This is a genomic window from Burkholderia sp. Ac-20365 (genome assembly GCF_017104715.1).
Classification (GTDB): Bacteria; Pseudomonadota; Gammaproteobacteria; order Burkholderiales; family Burkholderiaceae; genus Paraburkholderia.
Genome location: NZ_JAAGPI010000022.1, coordinates 57,768 through 79,945, shown reverse-complemented (window position 1 = coordinate 79,945; position 22,178 = coordinate 57,768). Strand labels below are relative to the sequence as shown.

General features: G+C 63.6%; 22 protein-coding genes. 10 read left to right on the top strand and 12 right to left on the bottom strand.

Going from position 1 to position 22,178, the window contains the following annotated elements:
• Positions 1-24: 24 nt before the first annotated feature.
• The 9 genes from G3O01_RS28995 to mpl form a co-directional block, all read right to left on the bottom strand.
• Entirely contained in the window at positions 25-801 is a 777-nt protein-coding gene (locus G3O01_RS28995; RefSeq protein WP_205810033.1) for an SDR family oxidoreductase, read from the bottom strand.
• Entirely contained in the window at positions 798-1,478 is a 681-nt protein-coding gene (locus G3O01_RS28990; RefSeq protein ID WP_205810032.1) for a 2-dehydro-3-deoxy-6-phosphogalactonate aldolase, read from the bottom strand. Before G3O01_RS28990 ends, G3O01_RS28995 begins: the two co-directional genes overlap by 4 nt.
• A 30-nt stretch (positions 1,479-1,508) precedes the next feature.
• On the bottom strand, positions 1,509-2,540 hold the full coding sequence (locus tag G3O01_RS28985) for a 2-dehydro-3-deoxygalactonokinase (protein ID WP_205810031.1): 1,032 nt from the start codon (positions 2,538-2,540) through the stop codon (positions 1,509-1,511).
• Positions 2,537-3,490, bottom strand: a complete 954-nt coding sequence (locus G3O01_RS28980; protein ID WP_205810030.1) for an IclR family transcriptional regulator — start codon at positions 3,488-3,490, stop codon at positions 2,537-2,539. Before G3O01_RS28980 ends, G3O01_RS28985 begins: the two co-directional genes overlap by 4 nt.
• Positions 3,491-3,888: 398 nt before the next feature.
• Positions 3,889-4,620: a monofunctional biosynthetic peptidoglycan transglycosylase gene (gene mtgA, locus G3O01_RS28975; RefSeq protein ID WP_205810029.1), complete on the bottom strand. Its 732-nt coding sequence runs from the start codon at positions 4,618-4,620 to the stop codon at positions 3,889-3,891.
• A gap of 48 nt (positions 4,621-4,668) precedes the next feature.
• Entirely contained in the window at positions 4,669-5,550 is an 882-nt protein-coding gene (gene aroE / locus G3O01_RS28970; RefSeq protein ID WP_205810028.1) for a shikimate dehydrogenase, read from the bottom strand.
• Positions 5,547-7,652 (bottom strand): RNB domain-containing ribonuclease, encoded by a 2,106-nt coding sequence (locus G3O01_RS28965; protein WP_205810027.1) that lies wholly within the window; start codon positions 7,650-7,652, stop codon positions 5,547-5,549. Before G3O01_RS28965 ends, aroE begins: the two co-directional genes overlap by 4 nt.
• 117 nt (positions 7,653-7,769) lie before the next feature.
• Positions 7,770-8,372, bottom strand: coding sequence for a YqiA/YcfP family alpha/beta fold hydrolase (locus G3O01_RS28960; protein WP_205810026.1), 603 nt, complete (start codon positions 8,370-8,372; stop codon positions 7,770-7,772).
• The gene (gene mpl / locus G3O01_RS28955) at positions 8,369-9,778 is read right to left on the bottom strand and encodes a UDP-N-acetylmuramate:L-alanyl-gamma-D-glutamyl-meso-diaminopimelate ligase (protein WP_205810025.1); all 1,410 of its coding nucleotides are present in this window, start codon (positions 9,776-9,778) and stop codon (positions 8,369-8,371) included. Before mpl ends, G3O01_RS28960 begins: the two co-directional genes overlap by 4 nt.
• Before the next feature lie 204 nt (positions 9,779-9,982).
• On the opposite strand from mpl, the gene G3O01_RS28950 reads away from it, so the two are divergent.
• The 10 genes from G3O01_RS28950 (at position 9,983) to G3O01_RS28905 (ending at position 18,895) form a co-directional block, all read left to right on the top strand.
• Positions 9,983-10,636, top strand: coding sequence for a UDP-N-acetylmuramate--alanine ligase (locus G3O01_RS28950; protein ID WP_205810024.1), 654 nt, complete (start codon positions 9,983-9,985; stop codon positions 10,634-10,636).
• A 26-nt stretch (positions 10,637-10,662) separates the two neighbouring features.
• A complete protein-coding gene (locus G3O01_RS28945) occupies positions 10,663-11,208 on the top strand; it encodes a TlpA disulfide reductase family protein (RefSeq protein ID WP_205810023.1) in 546 nt (181 codons plus the stop codon).
• 194 nt (positions 11,209-11,402) lie between these two features.
• Complete coding sequence (gene aroQ, locus G3O01_RS28940) at positions 11,403-11,867, top strand: type II 3-dehydroquinate dehydratase (RefSeq protein ID WP_205810022.1); 465 nt, start codon at positions 11,403-11,405, stop codon at positions 11,865-11,867.
• Between the two features lie 68 nt (positions 11,868-11,935).
• Complete coding sequence (gene accB, locus G3O01_RS28935) at positions 11,936-12,409, top strand: acetyl-CoA carboxylase biotin carboxyl carrier protein (protein WP_205810021.1); 474 nt, start codon at positions 11,936-11,938, stop codon at positions 12,407-12,409.
• Between the two features lie 132 nt (positions 12,410-12,541).
• Entirely contained in the window at positions 12,542-13,909 is a 1,368-nt protein-coding gene (accC, locus tag G3O01_RS28930; protein ID WP_205810020.1) for an acetyl-CoA carboxylase biotin carboxylase subunit, read from the top strand.
• 3 nt (positions 13,910-13,912) lie between these two features.
• Positions 13,913-14,815 carry a 50S ribosomal protein L11 methyltransferase gene (prmA, locus tag G3O01_RS28925; RefSeq protein ID WP_205810019.1) on the top strand — a complete coding sequence of 301 codons (903 nt, stop codon included), beginning with the start codon at positions 13,913-13,915 and terminating at the stop codon, positions 14,813-14,815.
• 69 nt (positions 14,816-14,884) lie between these two features.
• A complete protein-coding gene (locus G3O01_RS28920) occupies positions 14,885-16,660 on the top strand; it encodes a DUF3426 domain-containing protein (RefSeq protein WP_205810018.1) in 1,776 nt (591 codons plus the stop codon).
• A gap of 93 nt (positions 16,661-16,753) precedes the next feature.
• Entirely contained in the window at positions 16,754-17,254 is a 501-nt protein-coding gene (tpx, locus tag G3O01_RS28915) for a thiol peroxidase (RefSeq protein ID WP_205810017.1), read from the top strand.
• A 119-nt stretch (positions 17,255-17,373) separates the two neighbouring features.
• Positions 17,374-18,318 (top strand): carbohydrate kinase family protein, encoded by a 945-nt coding sequence (locus tag G3O01_RS28910; protein ID WP_205810016.1) that lies wholly within the window; start codon positions 17,374-17,376, stop codon positions 18,316-18,318.
• Between the two features lie 88 nt (positions 18,319-18,406).
• On the top strand, positions 18,407-18,895 hold the full coding sequence (locus G3O01_RS28905) for a glycine zipper 2TM domain-containing protein (RefSeq protein ID WP_205810015.1): 489 nt from the start codon (positions 18,407-18,409) through the stop codon (positions 18,893-18,895).
• A 966-nt stretch (positions 18,896-19,861) separates the two neighbouring features.
• Here G3O01_RS28905 and G3O01_RS28900 read toward each other — a convergent pair.
• The 3 genes from G3O01_RS28900 to G3O01_RS28890 all read right to left on the bottom strand — a co-directional run bounded on the left by G3O01_RS28900 (position 19,862) and on the right by G3O01_RS28890 (position 22,110).
• Positions 19,862-20,452 (bottom strand): histone H1-like DNA-binding protein, encoded by a 591-nt coding sequence (locus G3O01_RS28900; protein WP_205810102.1) that lies wholly within the window; start codon positions 20,450-20,452, stop codon positions 19,862-19,864.
• A 31-nt stretch (positions 20,453-20,483) separates the two neighbouring features.
• Entirely contained in the window at positions 20,484-20,813 is a 330-nt protein-coding gene (locus G3O01_RS28895; RefSeq protein WP_205810014.1) for a hypothetical protein, read from the bottom strand.
• 79 nt (positions 20,814-20,892) lie between these two features.
• Positions 20,893-22,110: a ribonucleotide-diphosphate reductase subunit beta gene (locus G3O01_RS28890; RefSeq protein WP_205810013.1), complete on the bottom strand. Its 1,218-nt coding sequence runs from the start codon at positions 22,108-22,110 to the stop codon at positions 20,893-20,895.
• Between the last annotated feature and the right edge of the window lie 68 nt (positions 22,111-22,178).

The following is a 22,178-nucleotide window of genomic DNA, read 5'->3' as shown; positions in this document are numbered from 1 at the left end:
GTTCTGCTTTGTTCTTTGTACTGCTCAGTCGTGATAGAGCGCCGAGCGCCCGCCATCGACGGTGATGCAACTCGCGTTGATGAAAGGCGCTTCATCCGATGCGAGGAAGACGGCTGTCATCGCGACTTCTTCCGGCTTGCCGATGCGGCCCATCGGCTGCAAGTCGAGCGTTGCCTGTTTTGCGGCGGCGGGATCGTTCTGGCCGTCCCACCAGTCGCGCGTCAGTTGCGTTTCGATGTAGCCCGGCGCAATCGCATTCACGCGCACGTTGCGCGGCGCGTATTCGATGCCGAGCGCACGCGTGAGGCCAATCACACCGTGCTTCGCAACCGGGTACGGAAAGCAGCCCGGAATGATCTTGAACGAGTGCGTCGACGCGATGTTCACGATGCTGCCCGCGCCGCGCTCGACCATGCCCGGCAACACCGCGCGGCAACCGTTCCATACGCCGTCGAGGTCGACGGCGAAGCAGCGGCGCCAGTCGTCGTCGGTCATCGTGAGCGGATCGCAGAACACATTGATGCCGGCGTTGTTCACCAGCACGTCGATCGCGCCGAATGCCTTTTCGCCTTCGCTCACCGCACGCTGCACGGAGGCCGATTGCGTGACATCGGTTTGCACGGCGAGCGTCTTGCCGCCCGTTTGCGCAGCGATGTCGGCGGCAGTCGATTGCGCGGTTTCGAGGTCGAGTTCCGCGAGCACGACAGCCGCGCCTTCGCGGGCAAACGCCGTCGCGATCGCTGCGCCGATGCCGCGTCCCGCACCCGTCACGAGCGCGACCTTGCCTTGCAGCCGATTCATTTCTTCACGCCCGCGCGTGCGATGCGCAAGCCGTTGATGAACGCCTTCGCATGCGCTGCCGTCGTTGTCGCCGGCTGGCCGGGTTTGTACAGCGCCGAGCCGAGTCCGAAGCCATTCGCGCCTGCGCTGAGGAACGGTCCCATGTTGTCCGGCGCAATCCCGCCGACGGGGAGGAGCGGCACGTCCTTGTGAACCACCGCGCGCCACGCCTTCACGACCTGGCAGCCGAGTTGCTCGGCCGGGAACATCTTCAGCACGTCGGCGCCGTTCTTCAGCGCGATGAAGGCTTCCGTCGGCGTCGCGACACCCGGCGCGCACGCCATCGCGAGCGATTTCGCCGTCGTCACGACTTCGGGATCGCTGTGCGGCATCACGATCAGTTCGCCGCCCGCTGCTTTCACGTCGTGCACGAGCTCGCCGCGCAGCACCGTACCCGCGCCGATGATCGCGTCGGCGGGCAGCGCCTGGCGGATCGCCGCGATGCTGTCGAACGGGTTCGGCGAATTGAGCGGCACTTCGATGATGCGAAAACCTGCTTCGTAGAGCGCGCGGCCATGATCGGCGGCATCGGCGGGCGTGATGCCGCGCATGATCGCGACCAGCGGACATGCTTCGAAGGCGGCCATCAGGCCGGCGTGCGGCTGGTACGGTGCGGGCAGATTCAGATCGAGCTTCATGACAGTTCCTTTGGTTCGTAGCGCGCCGGGTCAGGTCGCGCGCGCGGCGTCCGACGCCTCGCTGACGAGACCCGCTTGCGCCGCGATGCGCCACAAGCCGCGCTCGGTGGCCTGCTTCACGAGTTCCGCCTGATGGCAGCCGAACTGCGCGAGCGCGAGTTGATAGCGTTCGCACAGCGCCTCGTTGCCGATCAGTTGCAGCGAGCCGCCCGCGAGCGTCGATTGCTGTTGCGCGAGCGCCGCTTCGAGGCCGCTCAGTTCGTGGCCGATCAAAAGGCCGGACAGATAATCGGGTTGCTGCTCACGCGCCAGCTGGCCGGTGAGGCCCAGCGTGCGCGTGCTGAAAATCGTCGCGAGTACGCCCGCACGGCCCTTGTCGCGCGCGACTCGCACGCCGCGCAGGAAGGCCTCGGTGTCGGGCCGGTCGGGCGTGACCATCGTGCGGCCGAGAATCGTGTGCTCGGAGAGTGCGGCGAATACTTCGCCCGTCATGAACGTGTCGAAGCGTTCGATCTGCGCGTCGCGCACCATCACCCACTTCGCGTGCGTGCCGGGCAAGCCGATCAGCAAGCCCTTGCCCGCCGCCGACGGTTCCGCGCAAGCGAGCGCGCCAAAAATCTGCGTTTCCTCGCCGCGCATCACGTTCGGCAGTTCGCCGTTCTGCAGCACGCCGGGCACGATGTTCAGCGCCACGCCGCGCGCCGTCTGCACGCGTACGATGCCGGCGACGAGCGCATCGGCGCTCGCGGGCGCATTTACGTAAGGCGCCTCTTTCCAGCCTTGCGCGCTGCCGACCATGCCTGCAGCGATCACAGGCAGATCAGGCGTGCTGTCGAGCCACGCGCCGACGACAGCGTCGAACGCAGCGTCGAAACCGCCTTCGGCCGCCGGGCGCGGCAGATTCATGATGCCCGCCGTCGACGCACGCGTTTCCAGCACGGCGCCGTTCGCATCGAACAGATACGCGCGCAGCGAGGTCGTGCCCCAGTCGAGCGCGATCAGTGCGGGAAGGCCCGCCGTCTGCGCTTGTTCCATGGACAGGTTCGAGCCCGTCTGAGTCATCGTTTGATCCTGCGGGTAGTCGGTTGCGGAACACGCCAGCCCAGTTCTTCCGAAATCGCGCGCGCTTCGCGCTGCACGACAGGAATCAGCTCGTCCATGCGCTCGAGCGACATGTAGGGAATGGTGCTTGCCACCGACAGCGCCGCGACGATCGCGCCCGACGCATCGCGCACGGGCGCCGCCACGCAGCGGATCGACGCTTCGTTCTCTTCGAGGTCGAAGGTGAAGCCGCCCGCCGAATAGTTCGTCATGCGCTGCATGAAGGTCTGCTGGTCGGGCCGGTTGTCAGGCTTGAAGCTGACGCCCGCGAGCGCGCGGCGCGACGCGTCGAACAGCGACTGCCACTGGTCCGGACCGAGGTCGAGCATCATCGCCTTGCCGATACCCGTCGACGCGAGCGGCATCCGGTGACCGACGCGCGAACGCATTTCGAGGCCGCGCGTACCGGGAATCTTGTCGATGTACAGCACGTCGTCGCCGTCGCGCACGCCGAGGTGAATCGTGTCGTGCGTGAGTTCCGCGAGCGCGGCCAGATGCGGGCGCGCGACGGTCGTCAGCGGCATCTGTTCGAGCGCGATCGTGCCGAGTTCGATCAGCTTCGGGCCGAGCAGATAGCCGCCCTGCACCTGGCGCAGATAGCGCGCCTGCACGAGGCTGCTCACCAGCCGATGCGTGGTGCTGCGCGTCGTGCCGAGCGCGGCGCCGAAGGTGCGCAGGTCGCGCACGCCTGCGGCGGCGGCTTCGAGAATCGCGAGGCCGCGCAACAGCGTCTGCGTGCCGGCTTGCTGCGGCGTGATGTCGAGCAGCGTGCTCGGCAGGCCGATCGAGTCGGTGGGCGGCGTCGGCAGGACAGCGCCGTTCGCGGGCCGCGCGGCGGGCTTGCGCGGGGCTTCGACTTCATGCGCCTCAGGCGCTTCGGACTCGACGTGAGAGGTCATCGCTTTGTTCATGGCGACTGGCAACGGACAAGAGGTGAATTACTGCGAAATGCCGGCGTGACGGTTCGCGTCGGGTGCGGATCGATGCTGCGGGTGCGTGGCTGCGGACGTCACGAGCTTCGCGTGCGGACGATGCAGCAAGGTGCTGGAAGGCATGGCGTGGTGTCTCCGATTTTCGTCCCGCCTCATGCGCCGCGCTTGTTTCGCTGGCGATGAGGCGGTGTGTCTGGCCGGTTTCGGCCTTGTTGAACCGGATTGTAGGGCGCTTTTTTGAGATTCACCAACATATGAGCGTCGCGTCCATATTTTGGGAATTATGCGTTTTTGAGTTGCGGGCGACCACGCGCCAACGAAAAACGGCGGCTCCCTGTCGGGAAGCCGCCGTGTTGCTGTTGCGTTGGGTTATTCGCCTAATCGGGCAATTCCGCCGCGCCCATTCTGCGGGCGATCACCCGCGCGCGCTGCGTCAGGTAGGCCGAACCGCGATGCTCGTCGAAGTATTTCGGCCGCGGCAGCATCACCGCGAGCCGCGCCGATTGTCCCGCCGTCAGTTTCGCCGCCGACGTCTTGAAGTAATAACGCGCCGCCGCTTCCGCGCCGTACACGCCATTGCCCCATTCGACGGAATTCAGATAGATCTCGAAGATGCGCTCTTTATCCATCAGCGTCTCGAGCATCCACGTGATGATCAGTTCCTGGCCCTTGCGGATATAGCTCTTCTCACGCGACAAAAACAGATTGCGCGCGAGTTGCTGCGTGATCGTGGAACCGCCTGCGACGATTCTGCCGCGCGCCTTGTTCTTCTCCCAAGCCTTGAGAATCGCGTCGGTGTCGTAGCCGTTGTTCGTCGCGAAGTTCGCATCTTCCGACGCGATGATCGCGCGCTTCAGATTGCGCGAGATCTGATCGTAGGGCACCCACGTATGCTGGATCGAAAGATCCGGACGTTCTTGTGAGAGACGCCAGGCATCGGAGCGCATGAACGCCGTCGATTGTGGATTCACGTAGTTCCACACGGCGATCTGCGCGACATAGAAAAGCTGCGTCGCGATCCACGCGACGACGAAGACCGTGGCGACGTACATCGCCCAGCGCGCCGGACTCGCAGCCCGCTGCCCCTTCGCGCGCGTCGTCTTCGTCATTGTCGTGACCATGATGTCGTGGGGACCAACCAGCGAACGCGCGGCGTCTTAAGCGCTTTGCGGCGCGTTCAGCATCTCGCGCAAGGCGGCGAGCACGGGTGCGCCGTCGGGACGCACGCCGCGCCACACGAAGAACGACTCCGCCGCCTGCTCGACCAGCATGCCGAGGCCGTCGGCTGCGCGCGCGCCGAGCTTCGTCGCGTGCTGCATGAAAACGGTCGGCTGCGCGCCGTACATCATGTCGTACGCGAGCGTGCCGGCGCCGAACGCACCGTCATCGCATTCGGGCAGCGATGCATCGAGACTGCTCGCGGTCGCGTTGACGATCACGTCGTAAGCGCCTGCTTCGATCGCCTGCGCGCTGCCGCCTGTGAGACGGCACGCGGCATCACGGGCCGCGCTCGCGAACTGATCGACGAGCATCTCGGCCTTCGACGCCGTGCGGTTCACGATAGTGACGGACTGCGGCTTGCGTTCGAGCATCGGCAGCACGACGCCGCGTGCCGCGCCGCCCGCGCCGAGCAGCAGCACGCGCGCGCCTTTGAGCGACACGCCCAGATTCACTTCGATGTCGCGCACGAGACCGAAGCCATCCGTGTTATCGCCGTAGACACCGCCGTCCTTTTCGAAGCGCAGCGTATTCACCGCGCCCGCCGCCGCCGCGCGCGGCGACAACGTGGTCGCGAACGCGTGCGCATCGAGCTTGAACGGCACGGTGACGTTCATCCCACGCCCGCCTTCGTCGATGAAAGCGCGCACGTTCGACACGAACTGGTCGACAGGCGCGAGCAAGCGGCCATATTCGACGGGTTCGCCCGTCTGCTCGGCAAAACGCGCGTGGATCAGCGGCGACTTGCTGTGCGCGATCGGGTTGCCGATCACCGCGTAACGGTCGCGCTGGGTCGCCTGCGTTGTCGAATTCGCGCTCATTGGCCTTGCTCCGTCGCGTGTTGCTTGGGCTCGTTCTGGTCGGCGGAAGCTGGCGCGTCGGTGTCGGCGGGCTGTTCGCCTTCGGCCGGAGCCGTGTCGGCTTCTGCCTGTGCTTCGGCTTCGCTTTCGGCGGATTCGTCGGTGGCGTCGATGATTTCTTCTTCGGCCTCTTCCTCTTCTTCCGTGCCGCTCGTGACCGTCGGCGCGTCGACCACGTGTAGCAGACGCACGGAAGCCTCGACCGTCAGTTCATCGACCGACATCACTTCGAGCATCAGTCGCGTGCCGCGCGCATGCACGCCGAGACCCGGCACGTGCAGCAGCAACGGCACGTCTTCGAGCCGCACGAGATCGCCCTTCACGACGGCCGCGACCACCTGCTTCTTGTTTTCCTGCGTGAGCCAGCGCAGACACCAGAAATACTCCATGCGGCGCTGGTGATCGGCGTACGCGGTGTAGGTGTCGTCGAAACCCTGCACGACGGCGAACAGGTCCGCGTCCTTCGGCTTGAACGGCGCGGCGAGCTTGGCGGTCACGCCATGTTGCACGCACGCGATCAACTGCCACTGGTTGACGAGGTCGACATAACGGCGCAGCGGCGACGTGCTCCACGCATACTGCGCGACGCCCAGGCCTTCGTGCGGCGCGGCCGTCGTCTGCATGCGGGTGCGCTTCGGGCCCGTCGGCGCGCCGAACGCGCGCTGCGAGCGGTAGATGCCCGGCACGCCATGATCGTGCAGGAACGCGCCCCACGTCGAGTTCGCGAGAATCGCGAGTTCGGCGACGATCGTATCGAGCGGCGAACCGCGGCGGCGCGGCGTGATCGAGATGTGCTCGCCTTCGACGTAGAAGTTGAAGTCGGTATTGCGCTGCACTTCGCGCTTGAGGCCATAACCGGCGCGCGCAACCTGGCGCTTTTCGAACAGCGCCTGCGCGAACGGCCACAGCACGGCGATGTCTTCCTTGTGCGGATAGTCGCCCGTGCCGTTGGCCAGCGCTTCTTCGTTGACGACTTCGTCGAGCGTGTTGTGGCGCAGATTGTTCTTCACGTAGACGAGTTCGGCGCGCGTTTCACTCGCGACGATTTCCTGCGTCTCGCGATTCACGATGCTGTACAGCGACAGAGCCGGGCGCAGACCGCCTTCGGCCAGCGTGAACCGGTCGACCACGCCGTCCGGCAGCATCGTGATCTTGTCGCCCGGCATATAGACGGTCGACAGACGGCCGCGCGCGATGGCATCGACGGCATCGCCGCGTTCGATGCCCAGCGCCGGAGCCGCAATGTGAATGCCGATCCGCACACGGCCATCGGACAGATGCTCGACGGAGAACGCATCGTCGATTTCCGTCGTCGTTACATCGTCGATCGAAAACGCTTCGATTTCGGCTTGCGGCAGATCTTCGGGCAACTCGCCGATCGTCACGGCCGGGAAGCCCGTGCCGTGCGGGAAGAATTCCGACAGGAAGCGCGCTTCATGCAGCGCGCGCGGAGACGAAATGCCGCCGCACTCGAGCATCAGACGCGCCATCGAAATACCGCGCGCCGCTGCGGCCGCTTCGAGCGCCTTGTATTCGATCGAATTCTTGTCCGGCTTCGTCAGCAGGCCGAGCGCCTTGCTCTGGAAACCTTCGGGCAGACGGCCCGCCTTCAGTTCCTCTTCGTAACCTTGCTGCACGAGCGCCTGTTGGCGCTTGCGCTCGAGCGACGCGAGCGCCATTTTCAGCTGCTCTTCCGGCGCGCGCTGATACTGGCCGCGCCCCTTGCGGCGGAAATAGATGGGCGAGCCATGCATGCGCAGAACCAGCGCGGCGCGCTCGACGGCGCCGAACGCATCGCCGAAATACTCCGCGCCGAGCGTCGCGAACGGAAACTCGTCTTCCGGCGCGCATTCCCACAGGAAGTCCAGGTCGATGTCCTGCGCGACGGTGTCGGCCTGTTCCATCAGTTCAGCCGCTGTCGGCTTCTCGAACTCGATCAGCACGTCTTTCGCGCGCACCTTCGCGCGGCGTCCGCCCGGCAACTCGACCTGGAACGCATCGCCCTGACGCGACAGCACGCTGCCCGCCTTGAAACTACCCGATTCCTCGAAGAAAACGTTCACTCAATACTCTCGTTCTGGCTTGCGTCGGCCGGCGCGCGGTGCTGCATGCTGCTGCGCGCGTCGGCGTCGTGTTCTGTGTGGTGTTCCCCCATGCGCGCGGCGTGGGCGGACATCGGATCATGCCGCCTCGCGCGGGGCGGGCGGCTCGGCGTCGGCGGCGTCGCAAAATGCGAGCACGTCGTCGACATAGTCGGGAAATTCGCTGATCGCGTGGTCGCTGCCTTCGATCAGCTTCGTCCGCACGCCGGGATAGTGCGCGAGCATTTCGCGGTAATCGAGCACTTCGTCGCCGGTGGCAGCAAACAGATAATAGCGTTCAGGATGCGTGATATGCGCAACGGCTAGCGCACGCAACTCATCAAGATGATGCGGTTCGACGACGATGCTGCCGCCGCCATGCCACAACGGCTGTTCGCCGAGATAGTGGCTCAGGTCGCGCTGCGGCACGACGGCGGGATTCAGCAACACGGCGCGCCAGCCATGCTTCTCGGCCAGATGCGTGGCGAAATAGCCGCCAAGCGAACTGCCGATCACCGTCACATCAGCCGGTTTTTGAGCGGCGACCCGTTCTTCGACGAGCGCCACCGTTTCGAGCGGCGACACGGGCAGCATCGGACAGCACCATTCGTCGCCCCGGCCAAGCGCCGCGAGACGCTCGGCCATCACGCGCGCCTTGAACGAATTCGGCGACGAGCGAAAGCCGTGCAGATAGAGAATCACGCGACGCCCCGCGCCTGCGCCGCCGGACGCGCCGACAGCGCGTCGAGCAGTTTCTGGTGCACGCCGCCAAAGCCGCCGTTGCTCATCACGAGCACCTGGTCGCCCGGCTGCGCGGCCGCGACGACGGCTTTGACGAGCGCGTCGATGTTGTTGAACGCCTGCGCCTTGTCGCCCATCGGCGCGAGCGCTTCGGCAAGATCCCAGCCGAGCGCGTCCTTGCCCGACGACGCGCCGTAGCCGAATACGAGGTCGGCGTCGGCGAGACTGGCGGGCAATTGCGCCTTCATCACGCCGAGTTTCATCGTGTTCGAGCGCGGTTCGAGCACGGCGAGAATGCGCGTATTGTCGCGGCCAATGCGTGTGCGCAAGCCAGCGACGGTGGTTTCGATCGCGGTCGGGTGATGCGCGAAATCGTCGTACACCGTCACGCCGTCGACGCTGCCGCGCACTTCCATGCGGCGCTTCACGTTGCGGAAGCTCGCCAGCGACTTCGCTGCCTGCGCGGGCGGCACGCCGATATGACGCGCGGCGGCGATCGCCGCGATGGCGTTCATCCGGTTGTGATCGCCCTGCACCTGCCAGTCGACTACGCCGACGCGCTCGCCGTTGTGGTACACGGCAAAACGTTCGTCGACCGCGACGCCGTCTTCAGCGGGCAACGCCTGCCAGCCGCCTTCCACACCGAAACGCTCCACTTCACTCCAGCAGCCGCGCGTCAGCACGCGGTCCAGCGCGTCCTCGCGACCGTTCGAAATGACGCGGCCGATGCCCGGCACGGTGCGCACAAGGTGATGAAATTGCGTTTCGATCGCCGCGAGATCGGCGAAGATGTCCGCGTGATCGAATTCGAGATTGTTCAGGATCGCCGTGCGCGGCCGGTAGTGGACGAACTTCGAGCGCTTGTCGAAAAACGCCGTGTCGTACTCGTCGGCTTCGATCACGAAGAAGCTCGAATCGGTCAGCCGCGCCGACACGCCGAAGTTCAGCGGCACGCCGCCGATCAGAAAGCCTGGGTTCATGCCCGCGTCTTCGAGCAGCCAGGTGAGCATCGAGGTCGTCGTGGTCTTGCCATGCGTGCCCGCCACGGCCAGCACCCACTTGTCGCGGAGCACGTGTTCGCCAAGCCACTGCGGACCGGACGTGTACGGCAGGCCGCGATTGAGGATTTCTTCCATCAGCGGATTGCCGCGCGTCACGACGTTGCCGACCACGAACAGATCCGGCTTCAGGTCGAGCTGCTCGACGCCCCAGCCCTCGATCAGCTTGATGCCTTGCGCCTCGAGCTGCGTGCTCATTGGCGGATAGACGCCGGCGTCGCAGCCCGTCACCGTGTGACCGGCGTTGCGCGCGAGGACCGCGAGACCACCCATGAACGTGCCGCAGATGCCGAGGATGTGAATGTGCATAAAGCTGTCGCGCCGCAAGGCGTGTTTTGCGTGGAGAAAGACGTGCGCCGGGGACAGAAAAGCCCGCGTGCAAAGGACGACTATTGTAACCGACAGGCCCGTCCGATCTTGATCGGACGTGCTTTTCCGGTTCACCGCCGAGTGCCTTCGGAGGGGTGTGGCGGCGTAAAAAGACCGTCAGACTTTCTCTAGTATGATTGACGGATGGTTCGCAAATCACATTTCGATCCGCAGCGCGTGCGCGAGGAAATCGCCATCGCGGCTGCGCGAATGATCGCTGAAGACGGTCTCGACTACTCGACGGCCAAGCGCAAGGCTGCGCGGCAGGTCGTCGGGGAAACGCGCGTCGCTGGCGAATGGCTGCCGGATAACGACCAGATCGAGGAAGAAATCCGCGAGTATCAGTCATTGTTCCAGGGCGACAGCCAGCCGGCCGTGCTGCGCCGCTTGCGCGAAGTCGCGCTCGACTGGATGCAACGGCTCGCGCCGTTCAATCCGTATCTGACTGGTGCAGTCCTGGGCGGCACAGCCGGTGAACATTCCGATATTCATCTGCAGGCGTTCTGCGATAACCCGAAGGAAGTCGCCATTTATCTGCTCAACGCCAACGTACAGTATGACGTTTCCGAAACCCGGCACTTTGCGGGACGCGGCTACGTCGAAACCTTGAGCTTCCTCTGGCGTCCGATGAACGAAGGCCGGGACGCCGAACCCGTGGGCATCCACGTCGCGCTCTATAGCACCGACGATCTGCGCGGCGCCGTACGCGCCGATGCACGCGGCCGCCTCGCGCGGGCCGATGTGCGCGCCGTCCAGGCGCTGATCGACGAAAGCGACGCCGCGCCTTCCACGAACTGAACACTCTTAACAGACAGACTCTCTATATGAAGCGGATTCTGGCAATCGCGGCGGTGGCCGTCGTCGCGACAGCAGGTGGCGCCATCGCGGGCCACTGGCTGCTCGGCAACAACGATCTCGCGGGTGTCGCGAACGCGGCCCCGGCCGACAACAATGCCGTCAATCAGCTGTGGGCGGCGAAAGTGACCAACGCCGACGGCGCGCCGCAATCGCTCGCGGGCTTCAAGGGACACCCGGTCGTCATCAACTTCTGGGCGTCGTGGTGCGGACCGTGCGTCGAGGAAATGCCGTCGCTGTCGGCGCTGCACAAGGAATACTCGAAGAAGGGCATCGAGTTCGTCGGTCTCGGCGTCGATTCCGACAAGAACATCAAGGCGTTCCTCCAGAAAGTGCCCGTCAACTACCCGATCTACGTCGCCGGATTCGGCGGCGCCGACCTGGCACGTGCATTCGGCAACAACGCGGGCGGTTTGCCTTACACCGTCGTAATTGACGCCAAAGGCGTTGTACGGTCGACAAAATTAGGTCAGATCAAGCCGGACGAGCTGAAACGCACGCTCGACGCGCTCTGATATCAACAACTTTTTGACATTTAATTGAGAAACTTTCGCCTCAGGTTGGACGATATTCACAATAAGATGTCAGAAGTTCGGCAAGTTGCTGCTATCCTGGCAAGGTCGCGAGAGGTGCCGGGCGCTCGAGAAACTAGACAAATTTCTCTAATCAGCGCTAAAGTGCGGCCAATTCCACGGAAAACGAACCGACCATGACGCGACTGCTGGTTCTGCACGGCCCCAACCTCAACCTTCTCGGTACCCGGGAACCTGAGGTCTATGGCCGCGTCACGCTCCCGCAGATCGATCAGGCGCTGGCAGACCGCGCAGCGGACGCCGGCATTGAACTGGCCACCTTCCAGAGCAATCACGAAGGCGCGCTCGTCGATCGCATCCAGTCCGCTCGAACCGAGAAGACCGATTTCATTCTGATCAACCCGGCTGCGTACACGCACACCAGCGTGGCGATCCGGGACGCCCTGGCGGGCGTCGGCATCCCGTTCGTCGAGATTCATCTCTCGAACGTGCATCGTCGAGAGCCGTTCAGGCATCACTCGTATTTCTCCGACCAGGCAGAGGGCGTGATTTGCGGCCTCGGCTGGAAGGGCTATCTGTACGCACTCGAATATGCGCTCGACCGGTTGGCCGCTGGGACGGCCGGATCGCCGCGCAACTGACAACCCAAAACACGAATTCGGCGCCAGCGGCAACCCGCTGGCGCTTCACGCATTGAAGGGGAAAGCCCATGGATCTACGTAAACTGAAGACTCTGATCGACCTCGTCTCCGAGTCCGGCATCTCCGAACTCGAAGTGACCGAGGGCGAAGGCAAGGTGCGCATCGTCAAAAACGCACCGCCCGTTTACGTCCAGCAGCCTGGCAACTTTGCGCCGCAATTCGCCGCGCCGGGCATGGCGCCCGCAGCTCACGCAGGTGAAGCAGCCGGCATCGCCGCGCCCGCTACGCCCGCCGCAGCAGCACCGCAAGGCCACGTCGTGACGTCGCCGATGGTCGGCACGTTCTACCGCGCACCGTCGCCGGGCGCCGATCCGTTCGTGCAGGTGGGCGATACCGTCAAGGAAGGCCAGACGATCTGCATCATCGAAGCGATGAAGCTGCTGAACGAGATCGAATCGGATGCGGCTGGCGTCATCAAGGAAATCCTCGTCGAGAACGGCCAGGCAGTCGAATACGGCCAGCCGCTCTTCGTGATCGGCTGATACGGCGCAGGTTAGCCGTTTGCCATCCGCGCGCCCTCCTTCTCCGGGCGCGCAACCGATCCTCTGAGGCAGCCGCCCGCCCCTTCGAACCAACCGGGCCCGCGGCGCCCATTGATGAGTCGAATATCCGCTATGTTTGAAAAAATCCTCATTGCCAATCGTGGCGAAATCGCGCTCCGCATCCAGCGCGCGTGCCGCGAACTCGGCGTCAAGACGGTCGTCGTCTATTCCGAAGCCGACAAGGAAGCCAAGTACGTGAAGCTCGCCGACGAGGCGGTCTGTATCGGACCGGCGCCGTCGAACCTCTCGTACCTGAACATGCCCGCGCTGATCAGCGCGGCGGAAGTCACCGACGCCGAAGCGATTCACCCCGGCTACGGCTTCCTGTCCGAGAACGCGGACTTTGCCGAGCGCGTCGAGCAATCGGGCTTCGTGTTCATCGGCCCGCGCCCCGACACCATCCGCATGATGGGCGACAAGGTCACCGCGAAGCAGACCATGATCAAGACGGGCGTGCCCTGCGTGCCCGGTTCGGAAGGCGCGTTGCCGGAAGATCCGAAGGAAATCGTGAAGATTGCGCGCCAGGTCGGCTATCCGGTGATCATCAAGGCGGCAGGCGGCGGCGGTGGCCGCGGCATGCGCGTGGTGCACACGGAAGCCGCGCTCGTGAACGCCGTCAACATGACGCGCGAAGAAGCGGGCCGTGCGTTCGGCAATCCGCAGGTCTACATGGAGAAATACCTGGAGAACCCGCGGCACATCGAAATCCAGGTGCTGGCCGACTCGTTCAAGAACGCACTGTGGCTCGGCGAACGCGACTGCTCGATGCAGCGCCGTCACCAGAAGGTGATCGAAGAAGCGCCGGCGCCCGGCATCGCGCGCCGTCTGATCGAGCGCATTGGCGACCGCTGCGCGGACGCGTGCAAGAAGATGGGCTACCTCGGCGCAGGCACGTTCGAATTCCTGTACGAAAACGGCGAGTTCTACTTCATCGAAATGAACACGCGCGTGCAGGTCGAGCACCCGGTCACGGAACTGATCACGGGCATCGATATCGTGCAGGAACAGATCCGCATCGCGGCAGGCGAAAAGCTCGCCATCCGCCAGCGCGACATCCAGTTCCGCGGACATGCGATCGAATGCCGTATCAACGCCGAAGATCCGTTCAAGTTCACGCCGTCGCCGGGTCGTCTGACCTCGTGGCATATGCCGGGCGGCCCCGGAATTCGCGTCGATTCGCACGCTTATAACGGCTATTTCGTTCCGCCGAACTATGATTCGATGATCGGCAAGCTGATCGCTTACGGCGCGACGCGCGAACAGGCGATCAAGCGGATGCGCATCGCGCTGTCGGAAATGGTGGTCGAAGGCATTCAGACCAACATCCCGCTGCATCGCGAGCTGATGCTCGACGCGAAGTTCGTCGAGGGCGGCACGAGCATCCATTACCTCGAAAACCGGCTCGCGCAGAAACTGCAAGCCGCACCGGAAGAAGCGTAAGCAATGAGTTACCGGGAACTGGTCGTCGAACTCGCACGCGAGCACGCGGAAGCGTTGTCGGATGCGCTGCTCGAACTGGGCGCGCTGTCGGTGTCCGTCGAAGATGCGGATGCCGACACGCCCGACGAGCAGCCGCTGTTCGGCGAGCCCGGTCTCACGCCGGATCGCACCGCGTGGACGCATTCGCGCGTGATCGCGTTGCTGGCGCCGGAACACGAGCCGGCCGTGCTGCTTGCGGCCGCCGCGAATGAACTCGGTCTCGCCGATACGCCGTCGTTCAGCGTGCGCGAGGTCGAAGAACAGGACTGGGTGCGCCTCACGCAATCCCAGTTCGATCCGATTCCGATTGGCGAGCGTATCTGGGTCGTGCCGTCGTGGCACGACGCGCCGGATCCCGACGCACTCGTGCTCGAACTCGATCCGGGCCTCGCGTTCGGTACGGGCAGCCATCCGACCACGCGTCTTTGCATGGAGTGGCTCGAACAGAACGTGAAGCAGGATCAGTCGGTGCTCGACTACGGTTGCGGCTCCGGCATCCTCGCGATCCTCGCTAAAAAGTGCGGCGCGAATCCCGTCTTTGGTATCGACATCGATCCGCAAGCAGTCGAATCGGCACGTCACAACAGCGAGCGCAATCGCGCCGACGTCACGTACGGTTTGCCTGATGATTGCCCGCCGGGCGAGTTCGATATTGTCGTCGCGAACATTCTGTCGAACCCGCTGAAGCTGATGGCGTCGATGTTGTCGTCGAAGGTGAAGCCGGGTGGACGCATTGCGCTGTCGGGCATTCTCGCGCGGCAGGCGGATGAAGTAGCGCAGGTCTATCAGCAGTGGATCGACATTGCGGTGTGGCGCGAACACGAAGGCTGGGTATGCCTTGCGGGTACGCGACGCGAAAGCAATTAGAATAACGCATATTTGCTTGCTTCCGGCCCCATTCGGCTCCTTGGCGGCTAACCGGTCTTACGGCTCGATATGCTTCTAGCGACACGCTGTCCCTTCTGCGAAACCGTCTTCAGGCTCCAGCCGGAGCAGCTCACGCTGCGCCGCGGACTCGTGCGTTGTGGCCACTGCAAAGAAGTGTTCGACGCATCGAGCAGCCTGTTCGACGTGAGCAACGGCGCGAGCATCGACAAGGCCAGGCCCGTCACGATCGACGATGTGACGGCGCACACGCTCGATACGCTGGCGAATGGCGGTGTGACGGCTGTGCGGGAAGCGAAGCCTGTTGTCGAAGTGCCCTCCTCGCCCTCCTCGCCCTCCTCGCCTGTTGTCGAACGGGCCGCGCATGCTGCGACGCCTGCGGCAGATGTCGTCGCTGAGCATGTCGTCGAGCCGCAAGCTGGCAGCGAGGCGGCACACGTCGAAGAGCAGTCCGCCGCGCCTGCGGTGCAGCCGGGCGGCGAGGTAGCTGCAGCAGAACCGGCGCCCGCCGTTGAAGCCGAAGCGACGCCTGCCGCGCAAACCCAACACGAATCACCGGCGAATCCGCCCGACTTCCGCGCGGAAGAGTGGAACCCGTGGGCGCCAGCGCCCGACGCGTCGATCGACCGGCGAATCCGCCATAACGCGTCGACGATTCCGCTCAAGCCTGTCACGATTCCGAGTTCGGCACAGCCGCCGCTCAAGCTCGAACTCACCGAATCGCAGCCGATGAACCTCGAAAAGGCGATCGCGCGCAAACCGGTCGAGGCCGAGCCGCACAGCGAAGCGGCTGTCGATGCGGCATCGGAAATGCCCCTCGTTGTGCCCGTTGCCGAAACGCCTGCTGAACCGGCGTTCGAGCAAAAAACCGAGCCGCAAGCGCACGCGAAAACGGAGCCGACCTTCGACGCAGCGCCCGCGATCCACGAGTCCCAGGCGTGGCGTGAACCGGAGTCCCTTCGCGAACCGGCGCAAGCGCACCAGGATCTTTCAGCGCAAGAAGCGAAGCACGAACCCGAAGCACCGCTGCACGATCCGTTCGACGACGCGCTGCGCGAGTCGCGTCGCGACGAACCCGCGAAGTCCGTGCTGGACGACGAAGACCGCACCGTGATGCCTTCTGCCGAACACGCCGCGCATGCGGAACAAGGCGAACGTAGCCGCGAGCGCGAACCCTACTTCGGCGCACCGTCGGCGGAACCCGATCTCGAACCGCGCTTCGGCGCCGCCGCGCGCGAGCCTTACGGCGAACCCGGTCGCGAAGACTACAACCGCCCCTTCGCCGCCGCACCCGACGGCGACGACGCATTCGCCGTCACGCGCGAACCGCGCGCGCCCGAACCGAGCCGCATCGTGTGGCACATCCTGGGCGGCGTCGCGGCCGGCCTGCTCGGCGCCCTGCTGCTCGTGCAGCTCGCATGGTGGCAACGCGAAACGGTGATGGTCGCGTGGCCCGATGCGCAGTCGCTGTTCGTCAAGGCATGCTCGCATCTGGGCTGCAAGGTCGAGCCGCCGCGCGACATCGACGGCTTGCTGGTCGAGCCTTCGGACTTGCGCCAGATCGACGGCCCGCACAAACTCGAACTGAAGATGCCGCTGCGCAACCGTTTCGATCTCGCGCTCGCGTATCCCGCCGTCGAGCTGACGCTGCTCGACGAGAACAACAACATCGCCGTGCGGCGCGTGCTGTGGCCGCAAGACTATGTGAAACCCGGCACGCCGATTGCGGCGGGTCTCCCCGCCCGCACGACGCAGACAATGGTCGTGCGCCTCGACACCGGCGATGCCGTCGCCTCGAATTTCCGCGTGCAGATCTTCTATCCGTAACGGACAGCTCTGCGGCGCGCGCAGGTTATCCGCGCGCCCGGCAAACACCGGGCGCGCATCCCGTCAATCCCTGACGAATCTTCGGAGCACAACATGAGTCAAGTCACGCTGGGTGGCAACCCGATCGAAGTCGCTGGCACGTTCCCGTCCGTGGGCCAGGCAGCGCCCGCCTTCTCGCTCGTCGGCAAGGATCTGAAGCCGCTGACGCTCGCCGACTTCGCGGGCAAGCGCAAGGTGCTGAACATCGTGCCGAGCCTCGACACGCCGACCTGCGCAACGTCGACGCGCAAGTTCAACGAAGCCGCCGCGAAGCTGAGCAACACGGCTGTGATCGTCATCTCGGGCGATCTGCCGTTCGCGGCCTCGCGCTTCTGCACGACGGAAGGCATCGAAAACGTCGTGACGGCATCGACCTTCCGCGGCCATGAGTTCGCGCAGGCGTACGGCGTCGACGTGACGAGCGGTCCGCTGACGGGCCTGACGGCACGCGCTGTCGTCGTCGTCGACGAAAACGACAAGGTCGTGCACGCTGAACTCGTCGGCGAAATCAAGAACGAGCCGAACTATGACGCAGCGCTCGCCGCGCTGAAGTAAGCTTCTCACTGCGTCGACCCAGCGCCGCTCCCGTGTTGCATCGGGCGCGGCGCTGTCACATCGTCGCGCCCTTTTCTCTCTGATCGACACACCGATCCACATTTATAGGAACGCTCGCCTTGGCTACGCTGATTTGCGGCTCGCTCGCCTACGACAACATCATGACTTTCGAAGGGCGCTTTCGGGAGCACATCCTGCCGGAGCAGGTCCACATCCTGAACGTCAGCTTCCTCGTGCCGACGATGCGCCGCGAATTTGGCGGCTGCGCGGGCAACATCGCCTACTCGCTGCATCTGCTGGGCGGCGACGCACACATCATGGCGACGCTCGGCGCCGTCGATGCCCAGTTGTACATCGACCGTCTCGACACGCTCGGTCTGTCGAAGGAACACGTGCGCGTGCTGCCCGACACGTACTCGGCGCAGGCGATGATCACCACCGACCTCGAGAACAACCAGATCACGGCATTCCACCCGGGCGCGATGATGCAGTCGCACCTGAACCGCGCGGACCAGCCCGGCGTGAAGCTCGGCATCGTGGCGCCCGACGGTTTCGACGGCATGATCCAGCACTCCGAACAATTCGCGGAAGCGGGCATTCCGTTCATCTTCGATCCGGGCCAGGGGCTGCCCCTCTTCGACGGCGCGTCGCTGCGCCGCATGATTGAACTTGCCACCTACGTTGCAGTCAATGATTACGAAGCTGCGCTGGTGAGCAACAAGACGGGCTGGTCGATTGAAGAGATCGCGAGCCGCGTCGATGCACTGATCGTCACGCGCGGCGAACATGGCGCGCAGATTCATCATGCGGGCGGCATCGAAGAGATTCCGGCCGTCAAGGCGAAGCAGGTGCTGGACCCGACGGGTTGCGGCGATGCGTTCCGGGGCGGTTTGCTGCACGGCATCGAAAAGGGTCTTGGCTGGGCGACCACCGGCCGTCTCGCTAGCCTGATGGGCGCGCTCAAGATCGAACATCAAGGGCCGCAGAACTATGCGCCTTCGCGCGCGGAGATCAACGAACGGTTTGAGCAGGCGTTCGGGTACGCGCTGCCTGAGGGCGCGTGACGTTAGCGGGCAAAGCCCGCTATGCATACACCGCGCCTGACCGGTCGTGTTTGAGGGGCTCGAAACGGGCCCGTTTGGAGTCAAGGGAATGAAAACAACGAGTCGTACGTTGGGTCGCCTGGTACTGGGCGCGGTTATCGTCAGTTCGCTCGCCCTGACGGGCTGTGCGTACAACAGCAGTTCCGCCGATGTTTATACGTCGTCGCAGGCGCAGCGCGAAGAGACCGTGCGCATGGGCACAGTGGACAGCGTGCGGGCGGTGAAGATCAGCTCGAACAATGGTCAGCCGAGCGGCATTGGCGCGGTTGGCGGCGGCGCGCTGGGTGCGGTTGCGGGTAGCGCGATCGGCGGTGGACGCGGGTCGATTCTGACGGGTATTGTCGGCGGGCTGGCCGGCGCTGTCGCGGGCAACACGATTGAGAACAGCACGGCGATGCGGGATGGCGTCGAGATTACCGTGCGGCTCGATAACGGTGATCTGCGGGCTATTACGCAAAGCGCTACACGTGAGATATTTCGCGCTGGCGAGCGTGTGCGGCTGCTATCGAGTGGTGGGGTGACTCGCGTTACGCACTGACCTCTGATTGTTTTCCCTGCCGGCGGCGTGTAGGCGTCGTGTCGGCAACCTCACACGCATGTGCTCCCCTGTGCATGCGTTTTTTTTTGCCTTTTTGGTGGTTGGGGTGGTTTTGGGTTGCTTGTGTCGTTGCTGGCATCCGCGTTTTGTTACTGGTGCTTCATGCGTTGCCCCTGTGCGGGGCGGCACTTACTTTCTTTGCCGCCGCAAAGAAAGTAAGCAAAGAAAGCGGGCTAACACCGCCCGTTCTTGACCACTGCCTGAGGGCCCCCAACGGGTCCTCCACTTCACACGGCGTTCTGCCATTCAATGCCCGTTGCCAACGCCTTGAACTGGCGCCTCACCCACTTCGCTCACCCGTAGCGCAGCCAACGGCAGCGAATGATTGCAGCCGCCCAGGTGGCAAACTGTGTGTCGGTCGTAGTGCCTCGCACGTTCGCGCTCTTACGACACCGATCGTGTTTTTCAGTCCGGAGTGGAGCGCATACGTCGCGAGAGCCGACACACAGTTTGCCGCTATAGAACGTGGAAGATTTGATCGCGCCAGTGGCGACGCGGGTGTGTGAAGCGGGTGAGGCGCCAGTTCAAGGCGTTGGCAGCGGGCGTTGAGAAGAGCGGCGCCGCATGAAGGAGAGGAACCGTTGGGGGCCCTCAGGCAAAAACTAGCACTGGCGGTGTTCAGCGGCTTTCTTTTGCCTACTTTTCTTTGCCGCGGCAAAGAAAAGTAGGTGCCGCCCCGCACAGGGGCAACGCCTGAAGCACGAAAGCAAATCGCGGATGCCAGCGAAACGACAAGCAAACCAAAACCCAACAGCACCAACCCCAAGCCGCCGGCAGGCAAAACCCAAAAAACCAAAACCAAAACCAAAAAAACAAAAAATCCCGCCACCAGTTCCCCAGCGACGGGATCAAGCTCAACTGAGCACCAAGACTCAGTCAAACGACGCACTCACGTGCGTCAAACGATTACGGACGGCTGCCCGTCGGGAACGGCCATGCCGCTGCCGGGTTCAGAGCCGTCTTCACCGTAGCAGCCGGCGCCGTCGAAGCAGCGGGCGCAGCCGGAGCAGGTGCTGCCTTCTTCGCAACAGCCTTCTTCGCAGGGGCAGCCTTCTTCGCAGGCGCAGCGGCCTTCTTCGCGGCAGCCTTCTTCGCAGGCGCAGCCTTTTTGGCGGCAGCCTTTTTAGCAGGCGCCTTCTTCGCAGCGGCCTTCTTCGCTGCAGCCTTCTTCGCCGGCGCTGCCTTCTTCGCAGCAACCTTCTTCACGGCAACTTTCTTCGCTGCAACCTTCTTCACAGCTGCCTTCTTCGCCGGCGCTGCCTTCTTCGCAGCAACCTTCTTCACGGCAACTTTCTTCGCTGCAACCTTCTTCGCAGCAACCTTCTTCACAGCTGCCTTCTTGGCCGGCGCTGCCTTCTTCGCTGCAACCTTCTTCACTGCGACTTTCTTCGCAGCAACCTTCTTCACAGCTGCCTTCTTCGCCGGTGCTGCCTTCTTCGCGACAACCTTCTTCGCTGCAGCCTTCTTCGCTGCCGGTTTCTTCTTGGCGAGTGCCATCATTTTCTCCTTCAGGTTTTGAGATGAGAGTTCAGTTCAAACTACACCCTTCGTCAAAACCCGCTTCCCGCAGACGCTTCTCAAGGCGGCCACTTCGAAGCGGGCTATTCATCGGCGTACGCAGCTCCAGCGCGCTTACGCTAATGAATACGGTAAGGCGCGCCGTGCCATCAACGGGCACAGCGCGCCAAGTCCAGTCGGCGTCGGATACCGACGCCGCGAATCGTTTGATCGAGCCGCCCGCTTTATGGCGAACGGCTTTTTCCGGGGGGAAGTTTGCCCATCCCACTGAAGGGTTCGCAAAGTGCCTGTGATCTTTATAGGCCGTGGTAATCCACGACACACCGGGCACGCTCTGCATCAGGCGATCATGCTCCTCACCAAACTTGCCGCGGCACGGCCAGCGGCAACCCCATCAAATACATACACGACGCGTTGGGTTATTCCCAGGACAGCGCGCCGCCGGTCTGATATTCGATAACCCGAGTCTCGAAGAAGTTGCGTTCCTTCTTCAGGTCGATCATCTCGCTCATCCACGGGAACGGGTTTTCCTCGTTCGGGAACAGCGGATCGAGACCGATCTGCTGGCAACGTCGGTTGCAGATGAAGCGCAGATAGCTCTTGAACATCGACGCATTGAGGCCGAGCACCCCGCGCGGCATCGTGTCTTCTGCGTAACGATATTCGAGGTCGACCGCCTGCTTGAAGATTTCGCGGATCTCAGCGCGAAACTCCGGCGTCCACAGATGCGGGTTTTCGAGTTTGATCTGGTTGATCAGGTCGATGCCGAAGTTGCAGTGCATCGACTCGTCGCGCAGGATGTACTGGTACTGTTCCGCCGCGCCCGTCATCTTGTTCTGACGGCCAAGCGCCAGAATCTGCGTGAAGCCGACGTAGAAGAACAGGCCTTCCATCACGCACGCGAACACGATCAGCGACTTGAGCAGCTTCTGGTCTGCTTCGAGCGTACCCGTCTTGAAGGCCGGGTCGGTCAGCGTGTGGATGAACGGAATCAGGAATTCGTCTTTGGCGCGGATCGACGACACTTCGTGATACGCGTTGAAGATTTCGCCTTCGTCGAGACCGAGCGACTCGACGATGTACTGGTAAGCGTGCGTGTGGATCGCCTCTTCGAACGCCTGGCGCAGCAGGAACTGGCGGCATTCGGGCGCCGTGATGTGGCGGTACGTGCCGAGGACGATGTTATTCGCCGCGAGCGAGTCGGCCGTCACGAAGAAGCCGAGGTTGCGCTTGACGATGCGGCGCTCGTCTTCCGTCAGCCCGTTCGGGTCTTTCCAGAGCGCGATGTCGCGGGACATGTTGATTTCCTGCGGCATCCAGTGGTTCGCGCAACCGGCCAGATACTTTTCCCACGCCCACTTGTACTTGAACGGCACCAGCTGGTTGACGTCAGTCTGGCCGTTGATGATGCGCTTGTCGGCGACATTCACGCGAGCTTCGGAAGCGACTGCCGGCGTATGCGCCGGCGGAGCGATTGCGATGTCGTTCGCGAAGACCTGTTGGGCCGAGGGAGCTTGATGAGCGGAACGCGTTTCGACTTGCGAACCGACAGCCGTTCCCGCAGCGTTGCGCAACACGTTTTGTTGCGAAGCACTCGAGGGAGTTACGGCAGTGATCTCGTCATCCCAGTTGAGCATAAATGTCACCATCAATTTAGATCGGTTTGTACCATCTTTTCACGAGCGTTAAAAGGGTCCGCTCATGA